Below are 20861 nucleotides of genomic sequence, written 5' to 3' on the forward strand. Positions count from 1 at the left end.
CCGCTGTAAATACAATAAGAAGAATATAGTCAAGCGGATAAATCAAGTGGTTCCCTTTGCGAGAGTCGGGAATAGTTGTAAGTGCCTTAAAAAGAGAGTCCATAAATCCTTCGTTATATGAGTTAAACTATTGATTATCAGATATAAAGATACTAATAATTTGCGATATAAACAAGGATATTACATCGAATTTCAAGGCTTTAAATGACATTTATGAAAGAATGTAGATACAGCATTTCAAATGCGATTGCCCTGGTGGAATGAGCCTGCTTCTGCAGAGACATCAAGATAATTTGCATGACTACTCTTTGTCACGATATTCACCGCCCCACCCAAGGCATCTAACCCAAGTTCAGGAGGCACCACCCCTTTATATATTTCCATGCGTTCCACAAGGTTGACAGGGATATTCGCTAGCGTCACACCACTCCCAAGCGAAGACAGCGGAACGCCATTCACGAAATACCTAATGGCATTGCCACTAAGCCCTGTGATAGCGAGGTCAAAGTCCGAACCTACACCACCCTCTTCTCGTATCACTACGCCTGAGGATTGGTTGACCAACTTATTGAGATTGCTCACCGATGCCACAAGAGGATGGACATCTATACTCGTGGCAGAGAACGAACTATTCTGCATTACCTCCTTATAGGTAGGAGCACTGACAACGACCTCTCGGAGTAGTTTGTAGTCCTCTTCCAGGACAAAGTCTTGCCTAATCGGCTTATCCCCCACCCTTACTACTAGCTGCTTTTCTCCAAACCCCAATAAGTAGGCGGATAACTTATATTGCCCCTTGGTTAGCTCAATAGCATACTCACCCGCAGCATCAGCAACGCCACGAATAGTACCATCTACTTTTATAAAGGTTCCCTGTAAAGCCTTCCCATCCTTGTCACTCACCCGACCACGCACAGTGACCTGAGCTGTGGCGAGACACGAAGACAGCACCAAAGTCCAAACGACCCAAATAGGTCTCAACAAGCTATTCTTCATAAAATCGAAGAGGATGCAACATTACGCACTCTTGCCCCCGAGAGTACAAATAAATAGCAATGGCAGGTTTCCTGACTTGCTCCTATTTGGAGACGCCTTCCCATCTGTTACCAGACAGTGACACCATTATGTAGATTACCCCAAACGCGATACGAAGCTCACAGTAGCGGGCACTGCTCTAGACTTCCACTAGATTCCCTTTTATGCTCTTGAGATAGGCTATCTCCGAGCATCACCACAACTTACTCCACAAAGGTAACACTATTTATTGTATATACGAAAAGAGAATTGACTACCTCTCCTTTCCCTTTGGCAAAACATCTTTCACAGAAAATGAGGTAGAGAATATCCTATGGTTATAATCTTGGACAATAGCACGAAGTAGATTAGAATAGTGCTCTACCGTCTTTTCTGAAGGCTCAATCGTTACATCCGTCTGCAGGTGCTTCACTGGGCTTGTCGCTGTTATATTACCCGCTGTGGTCATTGCAATAGTTGCATCTTTAGTAAAGAGCAAGTATTGCCCCCCAAAGTAGTTGAGCGCAAAGTGTTCTACCGACCTATCAAATACATTATTACCATAGCTCAGGACTGGCTCAGTGTTCCCAGTTAGATAGAGGAGCGTAGGCAGGATATCGGCGTGCTGCACCACGTACTCATTGATTTCACCCTTCAGCTTACCTTGAGGATCATAGAAAGCAATTGGAACAGCTGCGTGCCCTGCCAAATTGTCATAGGCAGGGAGATCAGTCTGGTTGGTATGATCCGCTGTAAGTACAAAGAGCGTATTTTGAAACCACGGAGCATCCTTAATTTTGTCGAAGAATTGGCATAAGGCATAGTCGGCATACTCCGCTGTCTTATGTATTGGCAGAGAACCGCCCTTAAATTGATCATTAAATTGTTTCGGCACTTTGAAGGGATAGTGATTAGAGAGAGAGAAGAAAAAGGCGCCAAAAGGTTCCTTCAGATTATCCATATCACTAGCCATTGCTAATTCGAAGGGCAAGTCATGAATACCCCACTCACTGTACATATCCCCTTTGCTATTGGGATGCTGAGCCAGATAGTCGTCTCCTGTATACTGTTGGTCTACCCCAAGCTTTTGGAGAAATGGGAAAAATCCCATAGCGCCTTCACTATCTCCATGGTAAAACTTAAGGGTATAACTCTCACGCTTTAGAGCCAATGGAAGTCCTGTATCGAAGCTATTGAAGTGCTGATAATTGGACATTTCCCAATCTTTATCGTTGAATGTACCACCGAAAGAGGGAAGTGAAACAAATATAGAGGGGAAAGACTCTACCGACCGTTTGCCAGAGGCAAAACCATAACGAGCATATAGGGTATGAGGAAGCAAGCTGTCAAGAAAAGGAGTCCTACTTGTATGCCCCTCTACCCCTTGATTGAGAAAGCCAATGTACTCGCTCGCCATACTCTCCATGATGATGACCATCACATTCCGCCCTCGCATAGAGCCAAAGAGGGAATCATTCTCAGACAGAGGTGTAGCTTGGTAGTATGGGGTGAAGATATGAGGTAACTCCTCATCGGTATAAAAATCATATTCATGCCGTGCTTCTGTACCTTTTAGTAGCGCAATTGGTGTATTCAATAGGATAGGATATTGATCCTGACTACTCATCCGACTGACTACCTTATCGAGTGCAACGGGTGTACCCTCAAAGTCCCAGCGCCCACGCATGCTGAAGAAGATAAAGACGATCAGAGCCATAGATAGTGGTATATTTAGCCAAATCGGAAGAGCCATCTTTTCAGTCCTTTGGAAGCGAATCAATCGATAACCCAATATACCAAGTAGCAGCAATATAACGAATGAGAGCGAGAGCGGCCAGTGCTCAATAATAAAGTCCTTGTAAAGACCCACATAGCTCTTTCCCTCGAACTCCGAAAACACCTCCATATTAACCCTTCTCAAGACAAAAGGGAAGTAACCAATATCAGAGATATTAAGGAATAATACTACCGTAAAGGGGACAAAGTAAGTAAGATCTTGAAGCGCCTTGAACCATCGGCTCATCTCTACCTTAAGAGGCAATAGTCCACCAACAAGCCTCAATACATAGTAGAGGAGAAAACCATAACCAATGACCACCATATCAAGGGTATACCCCCCTTGCATAAGGTTGAATAGCTGATCGGCGCTAATCTCTTTGAAAAAACCCTTATTGAAAAAGTAAAAAAGGAGACGACACGCCTGCATCATCACGATTGCCAATAGAGTATGGGCAAGAATAACTATCCACCTGTTGTTAGTCTTTATCATATCACGAACCAACGCTTATCTAGTAGTAATACAAAACTCAAATTATCCCTCACCGATAGTGTAGATAGTCTCTCGAAACCTACAATAGTGTAGGTTTTATGGGCTATTCTCAAAGGGAAACGATTGCAAAGTTACCCATAATCAACATTATACAAAAAGTAAAATGCATCTGAACGACACTTATTAAATATGGACACTAGGACACGACCCTCTCAATAAAATACTGAGCGCCTCCTATAGCTTGCTAATGAAGCCTATAGGACGCAAGCTCTGCGGCTCGCGAAACTAAGGGAATTTATTCCTAGGAATAAATAAATTTATTTGTACAGATAAATATTTTTATTCCTAGAGAAAAATAAATTTATTCCTAGGAATAAATTTTGGTACTAGCGCGAGCCAATATGGTGAAGAGTATTCTCCAAATCGTAGAGGAGCCGAACTATGGTAGTGGACAAGCCAGAGATCTATCATCTCGCAAGTAATGAAATAGGATAGTTCAGCAACAATACTTTTAGTACCTTTGTATCAAGGCGATAATTTGATGAATAATGGAGTAATAATACCGAGTATAGTGTATGAACATTTTGTTTTATAACCACAGTGGTTTTAACCCCAAAAAGGGAGGAACAGAAAGGGTAGTAGACACCCTTTCTGAGTATTTTTCCAAGGATGGACACTCGATATTCTATGCCACTGTACACAATGAAACGAAGTATAAGGCGCCTTACCCTTACTTGGTACTCGACGAACATAAGTTTAGTAGTCTTAACTCTGTTAGAATTCGTCTGCTATGCGACTTTGTACTACGCAATAAAATCGACATCATAATAGATAATTTCCACCATAACAAACTCAAGTATCTCAAGATGATTGCAGCGGTAAAGGAGAAGACAGGTGTTAAAGTCGTAACCCTTTACCATACCAGTCCTCAAGGTCATGAATGCCTATGGAGCCGAATGGGAGACAATAGCACCCTTGGTATTTCTGAGAAGAAGAGGTTCAAAGAGTTTGTGATGACAAAAGCGCAAATAGCAAGACGAGAGCGAGCCAAGACCAAAAAGGCATTACGTTATCGGCTCAATCACTATGACAAAATAATCCTTCTTTCGGAACGATTCTTCTCTGAGGCAATAGCTATGACTGGCGAGAAGAATTCCCACAAATACGCCGCAATTCCCAATCCCGTAGGTAGCTTAGCCAATATGCCACGAAAACAAGACAAGTGCAATGAGCTACTATGGGTAGGGCGAATGACCGGGCTCAAAAGACCAGAAAAGGCATTACAGATATGGACATGCCTACAAGATCAATTCCCCGAGTGGTGTATTAATTTTCTAGGAGGGGGAGAACTGTACGAAGCCATAAAAAAGCTATCTGAGAGCCTAGCGCAACGATGCCATTTCTTGGGGTTCCAAAATCCTGAGCCGTATTATCAGAAAGCGAAGATATTACTATTGACAAGTGATTTTGAAGGGCTTCCACTCGTCTTGATAGAGGCTCAAAGACATGGTGTTATTCCGATTGCTTTTGAAAACTTCGCTTCGCTCCAAGATATTATACAGAATGGGGTGACAGGTATCACTGTACCAACCAATGACATGGACTCTTATAGTCAAGAACTATCCAATCTCATGAAAGACGAGAAGCGTCTCGCCACAATGGCGGAGAGCGCACGACAACACAGTAAAAAGTTCGCGATTGAAAACATTCTCCCTATGTGGTACGAACTATTCACTTCACTAGGTCTTTCTCACACCAGCAATAATGACTAGCATCATGAATACAGTTAACAGGAAACATATCACATTCATAGTACGTGGGCTACACGATATGGGAGGCATAGAGCGGGTAACGATTGTCGTTGCTTCGATGCTTGCCAATGTGGGTTACCGTGTCTCTATCCTATGCCTACAGCGAGGAACACCTTATTTTGATATCCCCGAGGAGATTGGGCTGTACAACCTAAATGATGTACGGGGAAGAAGCAGGAGCGCGAGGCTCAAGGCATGGATGAAAGAAGAGCGCCCAGACCTTGTGGTGATCTCTGGCACTAATCGTCCCCTTTTCATATTGCGGGCTATAGGAGATTGCCCAGCGATAGGCTGGGAACACCTCAATGCGACCATCTCTGCCCATCCGCTCCACAACCTGTATAGGAAGTTTTATGCTCGCAGATGTATGATTGTAACGCTCTCGAATGCAGATAAGGAATCATGGCAGAAGAAGTTCCCTTCTTCTGATGTGCATTGTATACCTAACCCAGTTACGCTCCCTAAATCCACCCCTTCTAGTCTAGAAAATAAGCGAATACTCGCAGTGGGAAGACTGGCAGGACAAAAGGGCTTTGACTTACTCATCAAGGCTTGGGCAAAGATCGAAAAGTTATACCCCGATTGGAAGTTACGCATCGTGGGATCGGGCAGATGGGAGAAACGATTACTACAGCTCATAGCCCAGCTGGGCATCGAACAGCGCATAGAAATGCTCCCTGCGACCCCCGAAATCACAAAGGAATACCAAGACGCATCGATTTATGCACTGTCATCCAGGTACGAAGGCTTTGGGCTAGTGCTCGTGGAAGCCATGCAACTAGGGCTTCCAGTAGTCAGCTTTGATTGTCCTCATGGTCCAAGAGAGATTGTCTCTCATGGGGAGACTGGTTTACTCGTCCCCAATGGAGATGTAGATGCATTTGCAGAAGCCCTTTCTACGATAATTTCCAACCCCACGATGAGAGAAGAGATGGCAAAAGAAGCGCTTGTGCAAGTAGAGAGGTTTGGAAATAAAGTCATCACCACTAAGTGGGTCGACCTTATTGAGCAAATGACTAGTAAAGATTAATATTTATACACTATCTTATGCCTACAATTTCAGTAATCATTCCGGTGTATAATGTCGAGAGGTACCTGAGACGCTGTCTGGATAGTGTGCTCCAGCAAACCTATACCGATTGGGAAGCTATCTGTGTGAATGACGGCAGCCCTGATAATAGTGATGCTATACTTAGTGAGTACGCACTGAGAGACGACCGCATAAAGGTGGTCACGAAAGATAATGGAGGGCTATCGGATGCAAGGAACGTAGGACTAGCGCATAGTACTGGTGCATATATCATGTTTCTAGACTCTGACGACTTGATACACCCCCAGACCATGGAGATAGCATTAGGATTAGCCCAAAGGGATAATTCCGACATTGTCTCTTGGTACAAGGATCAGTTCTTCCACCTCCAAATCAGGTTTATGTCCTACCTCGGGTATAATGTAGACTCTGCTCTACCCCTTGGGATCAATAAGAGATATGACCTCCGGAAAGTAGACAGCTACGTTACTGAAGATGTCTTTGCACATGTCACGGAGGATAGCCATACAAAAATAAAATACCCGATTAAGCACTTCTTTGTGGTACGACACCTACTCAAAAGAGAGCTAGTAATAGATGTGCCTTTCCTCAAAGGCATTACCTTCGAGGACTTTCCATGGTGGAGCGAAGTAATCCTGAAGAATCCGAAGGTCACTATTACGAATCTCCCTTTTTACTATTACTTCCCGAACAAACGCTCTATTGTGAGAAGTAGTGTGCAAGCCCATAAAACGCTCAATTGGATTGCAGGATTGGAGCATAGCTATCAACTCTACAAGACAAGAGCTACAGACTATCAAAAGGATCAATGGGGCAAGCATTGCATGTGGCCAGTGATTATCAAGCACATTGCCAAGCACTTACATCTGATAGCCAAAAGTGATCAATGCGAGGGCGTGGGGAAGCGTCTCAAAGCGCTATGGAAGCAAGGTGCCTTTGACCAGCCTACAAACAAAAAGGAGGAGTACTACCGCCTAAGAATAAAGGAGTTTATCGAATCGAATAACTAATGAATAGCCCTATGTCACTAAAGATAGCTGCCATTACGATGGCTCGTAACGATCTCTTCTTTCTCTCTCGATGGATTGAATACTACGGGAAAGAGCTGGGTAAAGAGCACCTCTATATCACTCTAGATGGTGAAGATCAGGAGTTACCATACAATCATGAAGGTACGAATATAAGGAAGGTGCCACACCGTACACTATCCAGAACTCAAGGTGATAAGTATCGGATTGGCTTGCTATCGGACTTAGCAGCGCAGCTATTCCAAAGAGGGTACGACAGAGTGATAGGCACCGATGCCGACGAATTTATCATAGTAGACCCCAAGCACGGTATTTCTCTCAAGGAATACCTTACCCATGCGCCTATCTCAAGTTCGCTCTCACCGCTCGGGCTTGACTTAGGGCAAAGACGACAAGACGAACCTCTGCCATTGGATCCTACTCAATCGATATTAGCCCAGCGCAGATATGCCGTCCTCTCGTCACGCTACACAAAAGCCTCGATACTCGCGAGACCCCTTCGTTGGGGCTCTGGTTTCCATAGGGTGAAGGGACACAATTTCCATATAGCACCCGACCTATACTTGGTACATACGGGTTATTGTGACCTAGAGATTATTGTCAAGAGGGCGGGCGACTCTACCAGGATTGATGCTGGATGGGAAGCCCACTTAGGCAGGCGTGCTCGCACTGTGGCACTCACCACCCATAGCAATCCAATAGATGGCGACCTTATCTTTGAGCGTGCTAGGAAGTTGCAGACCATCTTCCGCCCTATTTTTGCACTCAATAAGCCTATGATGCCCTACTCTGCCCCCAAGGTAGTAAAGCTCCCAGAGCGATTTGAGGGTACTTTTATATAACTAATGACATAATACTTTATACAATAATGAATGTACCTACTACAATCTCAGTAATTGTACCAATATATAAGGCAGAGAAGTTCTTAGAAAAATGCCTTGACTCACTAGTGAACCAGACTTTACAACCATACGAAATTATACTAGTAAATGACGGATCACCTGACAAATCGGATATAGTAGTCCAACCATATATCAGCAAATACCCATATATCAAATATATTGAGCAATCAAATCAAGGTGTATCTGTAGCAAGAAATACAGGAATATCTATATCCACTGGCAATTGGATTACATTTTGTGATCCAGATGACTATGTGCTTCCCAACTACATAGAAGAGATTACGAAAGCTATAAACGAGAACAATTTGGATTTCTATCAAATTCAATACTCGGAAGTTGGAACTATAAGTGGGAAACATGAATCAAATAAAACAATAGTAAAAGATAATTCAGAAGTATATAGCCAAAAGGACATCCTTAATGATTATAAAATACTCGGGAGTTGTTCAATGTGGATGTACGTTTTTAAGAAAAGTATCATTGAGGAATTCGGAATAGTAGTTCCTCCTGGGGTAGTTATTGCAGAAGATGAAGTATTTGTAATAAGATATATAAAACATATAAATGCCATGGTAAAAATAAACCAAACGCTATATGTTTATTATAGGCATGAGAACTCAATAACAAAAAGTATTTGGAACACCTACAACAGAAAGGCAGCAATATCATACAAGAAGGTAATTGATATTATGCTTTCAGAATGGTCTTATCCATATCCACCATTAATCAAAACAAGCATATTGTATAGTCTGACCTACCATATGCATCTGCACATCTCGTGCAAGGAAGAAAGTAATGAAATAGAAGAAAATCTTTCCGATGATTTGCAATATATAACCAAGAGACTGAAGGAAGGTGGTTACTACCCATTTAAGGCTCGAAAATATCTTTTCTATGCTCGAAACTACCAAGCTGTCAAGCGTTGGATACGTGTCAAACAACTTCTCAAGAGAAAAAAAATAAAAGTCAAACAGCATTTTCAGAATAATGAGCAGCCTGACTCTAATTAAACACAAAGAGACCATGGCATAATGCTTAGCCTTTGTATCAAAGGCATTATGCAACGGTCTCTTTTGTATTTGCACTCTTTTTATTAGCTTAGACCTCAAGAGCACCTATGAGTTCATTTACATCCTTGATGCCATAACGCTCCAAATAGGTTTCAATCTCCTTTATCATCTTTTGTGGAGCGAGAGGATCCACAAAATTGTAAGTACCCACTTGCACGGCAGTTGCCCCTGCCAGCATGAATTCGATAGCATCCAAACCATTGGTAATGCCTCCAATCCCCACCACAGGAATATGTACTGCACGGGCTACTTGCCATACCATACGGAGGGCAATTGGCTTAATGGCTGGTCCCGAAAGCCCACCTGTCACAGTCGAAAGGATAGGTTTCCGCTTATGCGCATCTATCGCCATACCAAGAAAAGTATTGACCAATGACACCGCATCCGCACCATACTCCTCGGCTATGCACGCCATACGAGCTATATCAGTCACATTGGGCGAGAGTTTTACAATAAGCGTATGGCTATACACCCTCCGAATCTCTGAGACAATCTCAGCAATTCCTTTCTCAGAGACACCGAAAGCCATACCCCCATTCTTCACATTGGGGCAAGAGATATTCAGCTCCATCGCACGAATACCCTCCAACTTATCCATTGCCGAAGCCACTGCGATATAATCGTCTATTGTAGACCCATTGACATTAGGAATAATCTCGGTGCCTAACTTCATCACTTCAGGATACGTTTGGGTAACATAGTACTCCAGCCCTTTATTCTGCAAGCCCACGGCATTGAGCATTCCCGAAGGAGTCTCCGCCATACGCTGGGGCGCATTACCCTCGCGCGGCTCTAGCGTGGTTCCCTTAGTAAAAATTCCTCCCAAGCAAGAGACATCGTAGATCCTATTCATTAGGAGACCATCTCCGAATGTACCTGAAGCTACTGTGATTGGATTCTTCAGTTCCGCCTCTCCTATTCTAACCACTAGATTCTTCTCCATAGCGCTTAGTCCCAAAGTAGTTCGGTAGTATCAAATACAGGACCATCATTACAAACCGTCTTATGTCCCTTTACTGTCGGTTCTACACAGCAGAGGCACACACCTATACCACAAGCCATGTGATTTTCGAGCGATGCCTGAGATGGGATGCCTTCCTCGCGTGCCCAACGAGCTACGGCCTTCATCATCGGTGTAGGACCACACACATATATATGTGTAAACTTCTGTGCTCTTAATATTGAGTGCTGAGTCACATATCCTTGCTCCCCTAGAGAAGCGTCTTCAGTAGTAATAAACAGCTCCCCTACAGAATCGAAATGAGAAAGATCGGAGAAGTGCCCCGCACTCCTAGCTCCTAGAAGGAAAGTAGGCTCGATTCCCTTAGCTTTCATAGCACAACCAAGCGCATACATAGGGGCTACCCCTACTCCGCCACCTACAAGCAGCGGACGGGCTCCTGCCTCAGGTATACGGAATGTATTACCCAAGGGCAATAGGATATTGAACCGACTCCCTACTGGAGCATTGCATAATACTTCTGTGCCTTTACCCGCATTTTGAATAAGTAGATCGAGAGTTCTCTCGGTTGCTGCGTAGACCGATATAGGGCGGCGAAGCATCACGCCATCGCAATTCTTAACCTGTATCTCCACGAACTGCCCAGGCAGACAAATTGGTACTACTTGCTCTCCGTTGGTAGGCGCAAAGTGACCCAAGAAAAGTCTATCGGAGTAGACTTCCCGTCCCACCAGCTCCATTTCAATATCAAATATATCCTTCTTCATACGATTGCCAATACCCACTCCCCATATTGCCTACAAAATTAACTATAATTCCCCTTTCACCCACATCCTCCGTATAGAGAAGGATGCTTCTCTATACAGAGCCTATCCAGAGTATGCTGTCATGTATTTCTCACAAGTAGCATTACTTCAGGGTTCTACTAATAGTTATTTGCGCCCTTAAGGTTGCACACGATTAGAATTATCTCTACCTTTGCAGCGATAAAATTTGGTGATAAGCTATGGAGTTCCTCCTAGCTCATTGAAAAGGGAATCCAGTGAAAGTCTGGAGCAGTACCCGCTACTGTAAATTCTATAAAGGCATGTAGATATCCGTAAGCCACTGTCCATACTCTGCAAGACAATAGGATGGGAAGGCTCTGTGTGCTGATGGAATAAGCCAGGAGACCTGCCAAAGCGTAATAACTTATTGAAAGCAATGTTTTCACTAACTATTCCGGGTGTGAGGTTAAGTGGTCTAGACTATTATAGATGGGCAAGTTACTAGCACTTGGTATGGTATAGGAACTATTTGTATAACCATGAAGAAATCTTTCGAGCTCTTCCTATTGCTCAACTTCATATTTATTGTAGGGACTTCTTTGTATGCCCAAACCGATATGAACTACACCGCTCCTGAGCACAATGATAGTACAATGCGGTGGGATAAGTACCTCGATGAATTTGTCGTAACAGCGACACGAACGCCCAAGGCTATATCGGCTGCGCCCATACTAACTCGCGTCATTGGGGATGTAGAGATAACATCTAGCAACTTTGAGAATATAACCGAGCTCCTCCAATATAACCTACCAGGGCTTTCCTTCAAAAGGGATGGTCGAGGCATCAATATGCAAGCCCAAGGACTGGAGAATAGCTACATTCTCGTACTCGTGGACGGAGAATGTCTTGCTAAGACCCCAGGAGGGAATATTGACCTTAGCCGTATCTCCCAAAGCAACATAAAACAGATCGAAATCGTCAAAGGTGCTTCATCGGTTCTCTATGGCTCTAATGCCATCGGCATGGTTATCAATATCATCACCAAGAAACCGGCACGTAAGCTTGAGGGCTCAGGGTCTTTCCAGTATGGGAAGTTCAATAACAGCATAGCAGATCTCAGTATAGGAGGCAAGCATGGTGTCTGGTCGGGACGCACCTCAATATACTACTTCGGCACAAAAGGCTACAACCTAAATCCCGAGAATCAGCAGATCTACACTATTAATCCGTATCGCAACTATAGTCTACAGCAAAAACTATGGTGGGAGAGAGGGGCTACACAGTTAACTGGAAGCCTTGACTTATTTCTTCAAGACCAGTTCAATCCACCGCTTAGTATTAAGGAAGATAGGTATCGGAATAGTAACTTCTCTTATAGTATTTTAGGTGAGCACACAGTAGGCATACATAAACTAAGCCTATCTTACTTTGCTGACCACTATACCCGCCATACCATAATAAAAGGTAAGACACAGCCTGCTGATGCTAAGTTTCATCAGCACACAATCAGACTAACGGATATACTTAAGCCCCTCAGCCAACTGGAGTTTATTGGCGGTACTGAGGTGAATATCAATAAGGACTATAGCGATATCCAGTTTGGCAAAGAGACTAAGACACGACAGGTATACGACCTCAACCTATTTGCTCAGGGTGACTGGCAGTTACTCCCTATCCTTAATCTAACTGGTGGGGCAAGGTACACTCACCACTCAGCATTTGGGAATGCCTTCACCCCTAAGGTTAATTTAATGTACGCTCCTACTAAGTATTTCAAGGTGAGAACGGGCTATAGCATGGGCTTCAAGGCACCCAATAATACGGAACTCTACTCCGACTTCATGATGGGAGCAGTATCTCACAACATCGGTAATCCTAACCTCAAGGCAGAGCGTTCACAATACGGCTACCTATCTCTTGAATACCGTATGCCCTCATTCGCCATAAGTGGTGAGGTGTATCAGAATACCCTACGAGACAAGATACAATCCTCATTCGTACGAGTCACAAATGATAACGGAGAAGAGTGGACGGAGCTAAGATACAGGAATATTGGTCAGGTAAGGATTAGGGGCATGGAGGTCAACACCGACATCTATCCTCTCTCTTGGCTAGCTATACGTGCAAATTACACTTTCACAGATGCTATCAATATGGAGAATGGGCTGCAGCTTCAGGGCAATGCCAAGCACTCTGCGAGTGGTGTAGTTTCTATTAGAGGACGACTACTAGGGAAGCAAAGTTCTCTCACTATCTCAGGTCGATGGATATCCCCAAAGATGTATGACCAGGAGCGTAAAAGCATCAATAGCACTACGGGAAAAGAGGAGATCACTGTAGAAGAACGCACAAAAAGTGCATACTCTCTATGGCGTGCTACTGCACAGATGACACCCTGGGAGAAGGGAGATATGAATGTCTCGCTCTCACTTGGGGTGCAAAACATCTTCAACTTTACGGATCCAGAAGATCTGACAACCTTTGATCCGGGAAGACGATTCTTCGGAAAGATAACTTTCAACTTCTAAATAATTAATAAGTATTACAATGAAAAAGATTACTACTACTTTTTTGATTGGATTAGCTCTCTTGGGCTTCTCCTCGTGTAAAGGCGACAAGAAGGATACCCCCCAAACGACGGAGGTAAAGACGGTCGTCATCGACGCTTCCAACTACGGCAAGTTCGTCTACTTCTCTTTCGAGAAAGGCACTGTAGTGACGGTAAGTGACGCAGATTATAACAACAACTTGGGATGGGATATTGCCTTCAGAGGTCACTACCCCCGCACTAATGGAGGGGCATCTGGCAAAGGACAGGGCGGTGTTATTAAGACAAAAGAACTTACCTTTGGAGCTGTAATGGCTATCCCTGCAGGAGCTTCTTGGGAAGTGGATAAGAGTATCCGTGTCGCTAAAGTAAACGACAAAGGCGCTCCTATTATGCCGCCACAATTTGAAATGGTACCCGGCAATGTGCTACTGCAAAGTTGGCTAGCAAGTGGTGGTCATCCTCCTCACAAGTACGACAACTCTATCTTCCTTGTAAAAGGTGCCAATGGCAAGATTGCTAAGGTACAGATGGTATCATTTGAGAATAAACACATCACGATGAGGTACGAATACCCTTTCACGCCAACTAAGAAGTAAAGTATGAAAAAGAAGAATAGAAGTCTCCTCCTTATCGGTATAGGGACAATCATAGTGGCACTTGGATTGCTATGGGGGTACCGCCGCTATATAGCTCCTACTGAGATCGCACTCGTCCACTTCCCAGCGTATCAGGCATCGAACTTCGTATACGCCAATGAAGACTGGCAGATAAAAGTACACTCAGTACCAGAGGAGGAGGCTTCTAGTCTTCCTAACTACGACGCTATTCTTATTTTCGGCGCTGGATTCCGACCCACTGACGAACAGCAAGAAGCTATTGAGAAGGCGAAGCAAAAGGGCATCCCTATTTACTCTTATGTGATGCAAAGCAATCGCATTCAGAGTCACAACATCACTGATGAGCAAAGAGAACAACTCAACCTCTACTATATACATCGTAGCAAAGATAATTTCCGTAACCTCCTAAGGTATATCAGAGCAGAACTAGACCCTAAGAAACTATTTTCACACAAGGCAAAGGCGCCTGAAATCATACCAGAAGATCTATTTTACTACACTAGCGACAAAGAGTATTTCCAAAGCGCTGATGAGCTTACTGCATACCTTAAAAGCAAAGGTCTATACCACCCCGAAGGGAAGCGCTTAGCTCTTATCTCGGGCACGCTCGCACCATTGGAAGGCAACAGAGCTCACGTAGACACACTGATAGAGGGGCTCACTAAAATGGGCTACAATGTCTATCCCTTTCTCTCTGCCAGACACCGGCTAGATCTTCTCACACAGATACACCCCGATGGACTAGTGTATATTCCTATGGGGCGACTTGCTACCAACGAAGGGGACACTTGGTTAGCCCAGCACAATATACCTACCTTCTGCCCTATTCCAGTTAGTGAGACCGAGGACCAATGGCTGGAGGACAAAGTAGGACTATCTGCAGGATCCCTTACCGCAAGAGTAACCCTAGCCGAACTAGACGGTGGAATACTCCCAATGGTGATTGCCACAGAACAAGCCCAAGGCGATAATCTTGTTACAGTAGAAGCACAGCCCGAGGGCATCAAACAATTTATGGAGACTGTGGATCGCTATATGCGTTTGAGGGAACAGCGCAATGCCGATAAGAAAGTAGCCATTGTATACTTCCGAGGACCAGGCAACAACTCCTTGGTAGCTGCGGGTCTGGAGGTAGTTCCTTCATTGTACAACTTCCTGAAAAGGCTTCAAAGTGAGGGCTATAATGTAGATGGGCTACCCAGTTCGTTAGAAGCATTTACTAAGGAAATCAATAAGCAAGGCGCTATATGGCGCAACTACTCAGGCAAACTACTTGACGAGTATATCCAAAACGAGCATCCTCAACTCATCACGGTCTCTGACTACGAGAAGTGGGTTGGGAAACGCCTACATGCCTCAAAGTACGATGAGGTGGTACAGCAATACGGTGTAGCGCCTGGGGATTACATGAATACACTCACCCCCAAGGGTGAACCCGCAATCGCCGTAGCAAGACTGCAATATGGCAACATCGTACTTCTACCACAGCAGTCACCATCGTTTACCGAAGACCAGTTCAAGATGGTACATGGAGTGGAACTACCACCCCCTCATAGTTACATTGCTGAATACCTATGGATCAACGAAGGATTCCAAGCCGATGCACTAGTACACTTCGGCACCCATGGTAACCTCGAATTTATCCCAGGCAAGCAAGTAGCCCTCTCTCATTACGATTGGAGCCATGCCTTGATAGGTACCCTTCCGCACTTCTACTACTACAGCATCTCTAATATCGGGGAGAGTGTCATCGCTAAGCGAAGGACACACGCAGCTATTGTTTCCTACCTCACCCCACCATTTAGAGAGAGTAAAACACGCCAACAATACCAGAAACTATTTACCCTCCTGGAAGAGGTGTACGCTGATAATAGTAGGGAGAAGGGGCTTGCATTCAAGCGGGAATGCCTACGTCTCAATCTCCACACCGACCTTCAGCTTGATGATAACCCCAACAAACCTTACTCCGAAGAGGAAGTCACCTATATAGAGAACTTCCTAGAGGAGATTGCTAATGAGAAAATCACAGGAAAACTCTACACACTAGGGGAACCCTACACCCCCGACGAAATAGTAGAGACAGTCAAGGCTATGGGTATTGATGCTATAGCTTACCAATGGGCTCAGTTAGACCGTCACTTCGGCAAGATTACACCTAAGGAATATGAGAGCGCCGCATTCGTCTCCAAACACTACCTCCAACGCCTAACACCTCTCGTTGTTCAGGCAATAAAAAGTGGCAACTCATCTTCTATCCTTAGCGCTATCACCCATAAGATAGCGGCAAACGACTCAGCTGGTTTAGTTCTACTTAATGGCTTAAAAGCCTCCGTCAACAACCTACTGACTTACCGCAACCTATTGGTCTCTTCTCCCTCCTTGGAGATGGACGCTCTTATCCAAGGTCTCAATGGTGGATACATAGCTCCTGGACCAGGCGGAGATGCGGTTCGCTCTCCAAATGCACTCCCTACCGGGCGCAATCTATACTCTATCAACGCAGAGTCTACTCCCTCCGAGAAGGCATGGAATACGGGGAAACAATTGGCTGAACAAACCCTACAAAATTATCTCAAGAGCCATGGTACGTACCCTACCAAGGTGAGCTATACCTTCTGGGCTGGGGAATTTATCGAGAGCGAAGGCGCTACTGTAGCTCAGGCAATGGCTATGATTGGGGTGGAGCCCATAAGAGACCGAATGGGCAGAGTCACAGATATTAGGCTTATCCCCGCTGAAGAACTAGGGCGCCCGCGCATAGATATCGTAGTGCAAGTATCCGGACAGCTGCGCGATCTCGCTACCTCCCGATTGATACTCCTGAATAAAGCAATAGATCTGGCGGCATCAGCAACAGATGCACCCGAGGATAATTATCTACGAAAAGGGAACCTAAGTGTAGAACAACAACTTGTGGAAAAAGGCGTCTCTCCTGCTCAGGCAAGAACCCTTGCCAATATGCGCATCTTCGGAGGGCTCAATGGAGGCTATGGCACAGGGATAAAGGAATTGGTAGAGAAGGGAGATGCTTGGCAAGAGCGGAGTGAAATAGCAGAGACTTATCTAAAGAATATGGGAGCCATTTATGGTACTACAGAATCTTGGGGTGAGTACCACGAAGACCTACTTCGTGCTGCGCTAAGCAATACCGATATCGTTGTCCAACCACGTCAGAATAACACTTGGGGTGCACTAAGCCTAGACCACATGTATGAATTTATGGGTGGCATCAGCAATGCTGTAGAAGAGGTCACAGGCAAAGCGCCTGAGATGTATCTCTCGGACTATCGCAATCGCTTCCGCCCACGTATGCAAGGTCTCAAAGAGGCTATGGCTGTGGAGAGTCGTACCACTATCTTTAATCCTGAATATATCAGGGAGAAGATGAAAGGTGGAGCCTCTACAGCAAATACCATTGCGAAGACCATACGCAATGCCTATGGCTGGAAAGCCATGAGGACTGATGTATTGGATAACAACTGGTGGGACAAACTCTATAGCATCTACATAGAGGATGCCCTTGGCTTGGAGGTACAAGAATATTTTGCGCAGACTAATCCTGCCGCACTCCAAGAGATAACTGCAGTGATGTTGGAGACCATACGCAAAGGGATGTGGGATGCCTCGGCAGATAAAATAGACCACTTAGCACAATTACACAGTGACCTCACTATTAAATATGGAGCTAGTGGATCGGAATTCTCAGACTCAAATGAAGAGCTTCAGAAGTATATCTCCGCTCATATCTCTATAAATAAAGCGGCATACCAACGGATTATAAAGGGAGAGCATGTGGAGAGCGGTCAAAAAGAGGTGGTGCTCAAAGAAGAGATGTACCAAACGGCGGACAAAGATGAATCCAATAGCGGACTCCTCATAGGAGGTATCGCCATTGGAGCACTACTCCTTACCATTGCCCTACTCCTACGTAGACGGAAGAGACAATATTAAAGGAAAAGTATGGAATCCTTATTTGTAGTACTGATACTATTTGTTCTTCTCAATTCGCTTCTGCGGCTTACCTTTGTAAAGTGGTGGCATAGCCTCCTCTATGCGATAGTCGTTGCCCTTTTCATCGGCAGCACATGGCAACTGGGGACACTGCAGTCCAAAACCCAATGGCTGGAATGGTTGTATGCCACTGAGACCCTCCAAGACTTATCAGTGCTCGTAACCTTCGAAGCACTTCTTCATATCAGCTATGTATTCGCGCACCTCCAGTCCATACTCGGGACACCGATTCAGAAATGGTATGCTAAACTTATCGAGTACTACCCGCCATTACTTCTATTTCCAGCACTATTCTACATCCTCACCCAGCTATTTTTTCACCTCACAGGAACCGACTTCTCACTCATCGCATATAGCACGATTGGGGGTGTATTAGTCTTTATCCCCCTACTGACTCAGTTATTGAAATACCTCTTCCCCGAAGAGGAATTAAGGCTAGAGCTCTCCTTTATCTTCAACCTATTCGTCTGTATAACTGGCTTCATCGCCACAGCATCTGCCGAAACGGTTTATTCGCCACAGCGCCTTGAGCACCCCGATATCCGTGCTCTACTCATAGGGTTATGCCTCTTCTCATCGCTATTCATCATAGGCTATAGCATAGGTAAGTATCGACAGAATAAGAAAGTAAATATATAAGCAAACTACAAAATGGAATTCATATCCAAAGCGCTCTTCTGGGTGGCAAATAGTCTACTCGTACCGGACATAATCCTCCTGCTACTCCTCTTCATTCGATCCATCATTATGCTAGGGGAGCTCTATAGTCAGTTCCGAACCAAACGGAAGTACGATAGGATTTTCTCTCAGCCTATAAAGGAGCTATCACTAGAAACGACTGGGGCACTCTTCGGTCTGCTCCCTCAGAAAGACAATACCCTATTCACGAACTACCTCAGAGAGCTCCTTTCGGCATCCCCATCTCCCGACTATTCAGACTATCTCCTCAATAGCTTTGAAAATAGAGTGGAGCGTGAACTCCTCTTCCCCGGACTCATGAGCAAGGTAGGTCCAATGCTGGGACTCATGGGTACGCTTATCGCCATGAGCCCTGCACTCGTCGGACTATCACAAGGCGACATCACAGGCATGGCGTATAATATGCAAATCGTTTTTGCCACTACGGTAGTCGGTATCGTTATTGCGCTGGTGGGCATTTTGACCACGTCACTCAAGCAACGGTGGTATGCCAATGACCTCAATCGGCTAGAATATGTTGCCTCAATCTTAGACCAGCAAGCAAAGCAATGAGAGAGACAAAAAGAAATAGGCGCAATAAGAGGAAACACGCTTTTGGGACGGGAAACGACGACCCGCTAAGCGTGATTGCCAATCTGTTCGATGTAGCAATGGTATTTGCCGTAGCCCTCATGGTGGCGATGGTATTACACCTCAATATGAGCGAGGTCTTTACTGACGACGACTTTACCATGGTCAAAAACCCAGGAGAAGAGGACATGATCATCATCACCAAGGAGGGTAAGACCATAAAAAAATACACCCCAAGCGAAGAACCACATACCTCAGAACAGAAGAAAGGGCGCAAAGTGGGTGTTGCTTACGAGCTAGAGAACGGCGAGATTATCTACGTTCCCGAGTGATGGTAAGAGGCACACCCATCGTCGTTTAATAAGACTCTTCTGTCACTACTTTCCTTGATTGAGGAGAACAGAGACCATACTACCGCTTACTCTCAGTTTGTCTGCCGCCCATAGCTCAAGCTCCATCACCACTTTTCGGTCGGTGACCTCCTTGATAATAGCCCTTAGCTCGAGCAATTGTCCCATCGGTGTAGGCGAGAGAAAATTGATATTGAGATTGGCAGTTACATAGCGAAGATTAGGCAGTGTATCCATAGCCCGCCCAAAATGCCTATAGCCTGCAGCCGCTGCAGTACCATTGCCATGACAGTCGAGGATAGCAGCAATCAGCCCTCCATAGACGTTCTTAGGAAAACCTCCAGTAAAATGCTCTTGTGGCAAGAAGTGAGCAATAGTGGTATCACTTGTAGAATCATCATTATACCAATAGCTTTTTATCTTGAGCCCATGCTCATTGGCTGAGCCACAACCATAGCAGTGGCTAAACTCTTCAGAATAGTAATCTTGAAATGCTTTCATATTATTATATGTGTAGTATATCTATATACACTTGCAAAGATAATGTAAATACATGAAGTGCACCTACAAAGTCCCATAGTGCTACGCTCAATTCAAGCATGATTACATACATCAAACCGAGCTCTCCCTATCCCAGCAATTACCATTGTACTCTAGCAACACATAGAGCCCGATACACTTAGATGTGCTTTTTCTATACCATAGGGGAAGCGCATAAGCGATTACAACCAACAGAAATACAGTCCTTGGGAATTGAATATTAACGTGAGTTCGACCTAAGAAAAGAGACAAAAACCAGAGGTGAATATTTGCTCTAATGGACTACAATAGAAGTGATTATATTAGGGAAAGTGGCGAATTATGCCTCATCCGATATTCTGCGTGATCACGGTAACCGCCATCACGCAGAATATCGGATGAGGCAAAATTAATAGGAGATAGAGGATACATCTCTCAATCGCTCTTTGACAAACTCTTCATTGATGATATACACATGATTACAAAGATCAAGAAGAATATGAAGAATTCACTGATGTCCCTTTACGATAAAATTCTTTTGCGCAAGAGGGCTATTATCGAAACCGTGAATGACTTGCTCAAGAACGTCTGTCAAATCGAACATACAAGGCATAGATGTGTGAATAACTTTGTCGTCAATCTCGTCAGTGGTTTAATTGCTTATAACCTAA

At 44.6% G+C, this 20861-nt stretch carries 16 protein-coding genes, 1 pseudogene and 2 riboswitches; of the genes and pseudogenes, 12 read left to right on the forward strand and 5 right to left on the reverse strand.

Annotated elements, in window-relative coordinates; translation table 11 throughout:
- Positions 1-237: 237 nt before the first annotated feature.
- Complete coding sequence (locus A3GG_RS0107020; protein WP_018358598.1) at positions 238-996, reverse strand: carboxypeptidase-like regulatory domain-containing protein; 759 nt, start codon at positions 994-996, stop codon at positions 238-240.
- Between the two features lie 44 nt (positions 997-1040).
- A riboswitch (cobalamin riboswitch) is annotated at positions 1041-1251 on the reverse strand.
- A 37-nt stretch (positions 1252-1288) separates the two neighbouring features.
- Positions 1289-3283 carry an LTA synthase family protein gene (locus A3GG_RS0107025; protein WP_169333155.1) on the reverse strand — a complete coding sequence of 665 codons (1995 nt, stop codon included), beginning with the start codon at positions 3281-3283 and terminating at the stop codon, positions 1289-1291.
- Positions 3284-3858: 575 nt separating this feature from the next.
- Here A3GG_RS0107025 and A3GG_RS0107030 point away from each other — a divergent pair.
- From A3GG_RS0107030 to A3GG_RS12855, 5 genes are read left to right on the forward strand one after another with little or no spacing between them, the layout of a single operon-like run.
- Positions 3859-5055 carry a glycosyltransferase gene (locus A3GG_RS0107030; protein ID WP_018358600.1) on the forward strand — a complete coding sequence of 399 codons (1197 nt, stop codon included), beginning with the start codon at positions 3859-3861 and terminating at the stop codon, positions 5053-5055.
- A 4-nt stretch (positions 5056-5059) separates the two neighbouring features.
- Complete coding sequence (locus tag A3GG_RS12055) at positions 5060-6124, forward strand: glycosyltransferase family 4 protein (protein WP_167620617.1); 1065 nt, start codon at positions 5060-5062, stop codon at positions 6122-6124.
- A 17-nt stretch (positions 6125-6141) separates the two neighbouring features.
- Positions 6142-7155 (forward strand): glycosyltransferase family 2 protein, encoded by a 1014-nt coding sequence (locus tag A3GG_RS0107040; protein WP_018358602.1) that lies wholly within the window; start codon positions 6142-6144, stop codon positions 7153-7155.
- Between the two features lie 11 nt (positions 7156-7166).
- Positions 7167-8015, forward strand: a complete 849-nt coding sequence (locus A3GG_RS0107045; RefSeq protein ID WP_248637665.1) for a glycosyltransferase family 2 protein — start codon at positions 7167-7169, stop codon at positions 8013-8015.
- 26 nt (positions 8016-8041) lie between these two features.
- Positions 8042-9085 (forward strand): glycosyltransferase family 2 protein, encoded by a 1044-nt coding sequence (locus A3GG_RS12855; protein WP_018358604.1) that lies wholly within the window; start codon positions 8042-8044, stop codon positions 9083-9085.
- 88 nt (positions 9086-9173) lie between these two features.
- Here A3GG_RS12855 and A3GG_RS0107055 read toward each other — a convergent pair whose 3' ends face one another.
- Together A3GG_RS0107055 and A3GG_RS0107060 are read right to left on the reverse strand one after the other, a co-directional pair.
- Entirely contained in the window at positions 9174-10088 is a 915-nt protein-coding gene (locus tag A3GG_RS0107055) for a dihydroorotate dehydrogenase (protein ID WP_018358605.1), read from the reverse strand.
- Positions 10089-10093: 5 nt separating this feature from the next.
- Positions 10094-10873, reverse strand: coding sequence for a dihydroorotate dehydrogenase electron transfer subunit (locus tag A3GG_RS0107060; protein ID WP_051074821.1), 780 nt, complete (start codon positions 10871-10873; stop codon positions 10094-10096).
- Between the two features lie 223 nt (positions 10874-11096).
- Positions 11097-11301, forward strand: a riboswitch (cobalamin riboswitch).
- A gap of 111 nt (positions 11302-11412) precedes the next feature.
- Here A3GG_RS0107060 and A3GG_RS0107065 point away from each other — a divergent pair.
- Genes A3GG_RS0107065 through A3GG_RS0107090 form a run of 6 tightly spaced genes read left to right on the forward strand, consistent with a single transcriptional unit; the run spans position 11413 to position 19653 of the window.
- Positions 11413-13401, forward strand: a complete 1989-nt coding sequence (locus tag A3GG_RS0107065; protein ID WP_018358607.1) for a TonB-dependent receptor plug domain-containing protein — start codon at positions 11413-11415, stop codon at positions 13399-13401.
- A 19-nt stretch (positions 13402-13420) separates the two neighbouring features.
- The gene (locus A3GG_RS0107070) at positions 13421-14020 is read left to right on the forward strand and encodes an HmuY family protein (protein WP_018358608.1); all 600 of its coding nucleotides are present in this window, start codon (positions 13421-13423) and stop codon (positions 14018-14020) included.
- A gap of 3 nt (positions 14021-14023) precedes the next feature.
- Positions 14024-17992 (forward strand): cobaltochelatase subunit CobN, encoded by a 3969-nt coding sequence (locus A3GG_RS0107075; protein ID WP_018358609.1) that lies wholly within the window; start codon positions 14024-14026, stop codon positions 17990-17992.
- A gap of 9 nt (positions 17993-18001) precedes the next feature.
- Positions 18002-18691: a hypothetical protein gene (locus A3GG_RS0107080; RefSeq protein WP_018358610.1), complete on the forward strand. Its 690-nt coding sequence runs from the start codon at positions 18002-18004 to the stop codon at positions 18689-18691.
- Positions 18692-18703: 12 nt separating this feature from the next.
- Entirely contained in the window at positions 18704-19303 is a 600-nt protein-coding gene (locus A3GG_RS0107085) for a MotA/TolQ/ExbB proton channel family protein (protein ID WP_018358611.1), read from the forward strand.
- The gene (locus A3GG_RS0107090; RefSeq protein ID WP_018358612.1) at positions 19300-19653 is read left to right on the forward strand and encodes a DUF2149 domain-containing protein; all 354 of its coding nucleotides are present in this window, start codon (positions 19300-19302) and stop codon (positions 19651-19653) included. The genes A3GG_RS0107085 and A3GG_RS0107090 overlap by 4 nt, the downstream gene beginning before the upstream one ends.
- Positions 19654-19698: 45 nt before the next feature.
- Here the strand turns inward: A3GG_RS0107090 and A3GG_RS0107095 are convergent, their stop codons facing one another.
- A complete protein-coding gene (locus tag A3GG_RS0107095; RefSeq protein WP_018358613.1) occupies positions 19699-20172 on the reverse strand; it encodes a PaaI family thioesterase in 474 nt (157 codons plus the stop codon).
- Between the two features lie 424 nt (positions 20173-20596).
- On the opposite strand from A3GG_RS0107095, the pseudogene A3GG_RS13110 reads away from it, so the two are divergent.
- Positions 20597-20861, forward strand: a pseudogene (locus tag A3GG_RS13110) (transposase); the annotation flags it as partial.

This window comes from Porphyromonas levii DSM 23370, from assembly GCF_000379925.1.
GTDB classification, from domain to species: domain Bacteria; phylum Bacteroidota; class Bacteroidia; order Bacteroidales; family Porphyromonadaceae; genus Porphyromonas_A; species Porphyromonas_A levii.

Bases quoted from the DNA above. Each gene is read 5' to 3' on its own strand.
- A3GG_RS0107020 (WP_018358598.1), bottom strand. From the start codon at position 996: ATGAAGAATAGCTTGTTGAGACCTATTTGGGTCGTTTGGACTTTGGTG.
- A3GG_RS0107025 (WP_169333155.1), bottom strand. From the start codon at position 3,283: ATGATAAAGACTAACAACAGGTGGATAGTTATTCTTGCCCATACTCTA.
- A3GG_RS0107030 (WP_018358600.1), top strand. From the start codon at position 3,859: ATGAACATTTTGTTTTATAACCACAGTGGTTTTAACCCCAAAAAGGGA.
- A3GG_RS12055 (WP_167620617.1), top strand. From the start codon at position 5,060: ATGAATACAGTTAACAGGAAACATATCACATTCATAGTACGTGGGCTA.
- A3GG_RS0107040 (WP_018358602.1), top strand. From the start codon at position 6,142: ATGCCTACAATTTCAGTAATCATTCCGGTGTATAATGTCGAGAGGTAC.
- A3GG_RS0107045 (WP_248637665.1), top strand. From the start codon at position 7,167: ATGTCACTAAAGATAGCTGCCATTACGATGGCTCGTAACGATCTCTTC.
- A3GG_RS12855 (WP_018358604.1), top strand. From the start codon at position 8,042: ATGAATGTACCTACTACAATCTCAGTAATTGTACCAATATATAAGGCA.
- A3GG_RS0107055 (WP_018358605.1), bottom strand. From the start codon at position 10,088: ATGGAGAAGAATCTAGTGGTTAGAATAGGAGAGGCGGAACTGAAGAAT.
- A3GG_RS0107060 (WP_051074821.1), bottom strand. From the start codon at position 10,873: ATGAAGAAGGATATATTTGATATTGAAATGGAGCTGGTGGGACGGGAA.
- A3GG_RS0107065 (WP_018358607.1), top strand. From the start codon at position 11,413: ATGAAGAAATCTTTCGAGCTCTTCCTATTGCTCAACTTCATATTTATT.
- A3GG_RS0107070 (WP_018358608.1), top strand. From the start codon at position 13,421: ATGAAAAAGATTACTACTACTTTTTTGATTGGATTAGCTCTCTTGGGC.
- A3GG_RS0107075 (WP_018358609.1), top strand. From the start codon at position 14,024: ATGAAAAAGAAGAATAGAAGTCTCCTCCTTATCGGTATAGGGACAATC.
- A3GG_RS0107080 (WP_018358610.1), top strand. From the start codon at position 18,002: ATGGAATCCTTATTTGTAGTACTGATACTATTTGTTCTTCTCAATTCG.
- A3GG_RS0107085 (WP_018358611.1), top strand. From the start codon at position 18,704: ATGGAATTCATATCCAAAGCGCTCTTCTGGGTGGCAAATAGTCTACTC.
- A3GG_RS0107090 (WP_018358612.1), top strand. From the start codon at position 19,300: ATGAGAGAGACAAAAAGAAATAGGCGCAATAAGAGGAAACACGCTTTT.
- A3GG_RS0107095 (WP_018358613.1), bottom strand. From the start codon at position 20,172: ATGAAAGCATTTCAAGATTACTATTCTGAAGAGTTTAGCCACTGCTAT.